Origin of the sequence: Mesorhizobium sp. M7A.F.Ca.CA.002.09.1.1 (assembly GCF_003998555.1) — a bacterium.
Taxonomy (GTDB): domain Bacteria; phylum Pseudomonadota; class Alphaproteobacteria; order Rhizobiales; family Rhizobiaceae; genus Mesorhizobium; species Mesorhizobium ciceri.
The window spans coordinates 1-387 of sequence record NZ_RZRR01001656.1 but is presented as its reverse complement, the minus strand read 5'-3'; the positions used below and the strand labels follow the sequence as shown (position 1 = coordinate 387).

Below are 387 nucleotides of genomic sequence, written 5' to 3'. Positions count from 1 at the left end.
GCTGGAAGATCAGCAGAACCATGCGTTCGAACTGCTCGCGCCTCTCGGGCTCCAGCAAGGCGATGACATGGTCGCAGAACATTTTGGCTTGGTGCCGCGTTTCGGCGAGGTCGAGGTTCTTGAGCGCCTTGTCGGCCTGGATGGCGTTCTGCAGATCCTGGATGGCCGGATCGCCGGCGACACGGCTGAGATAATCATCGAGCAGCCGGTCAGCGGCCACGATGACATCTTTCGCCTCGTGGATTTCGGCGATGATCGTCGTCAGCCGTGCCCGGCTGACCTCTGAAAACCGCTCATAGAGCATCGCCAGGATCGCCGATTTGTTGAGAAAGTAGTGGTAGACGGTGGCGATTGGCCCGCCCGCCAGCATGCCGACCTCCTTCATAG

The 387-nt window shown here is 60.2% G+C and carries 1 pseudogene; it reads right to left on the bottom strand.

Features of this window, described 5'->3' with window-relative positions:
• Positions 1-370, bottom strand: a pseudogene (locus EN994_RS35195) (TetR/AcrR family transcriptional regulator); the annotation flags it as partial.
• Positions 371-387 lie beyond the last annotated feature (17 nt).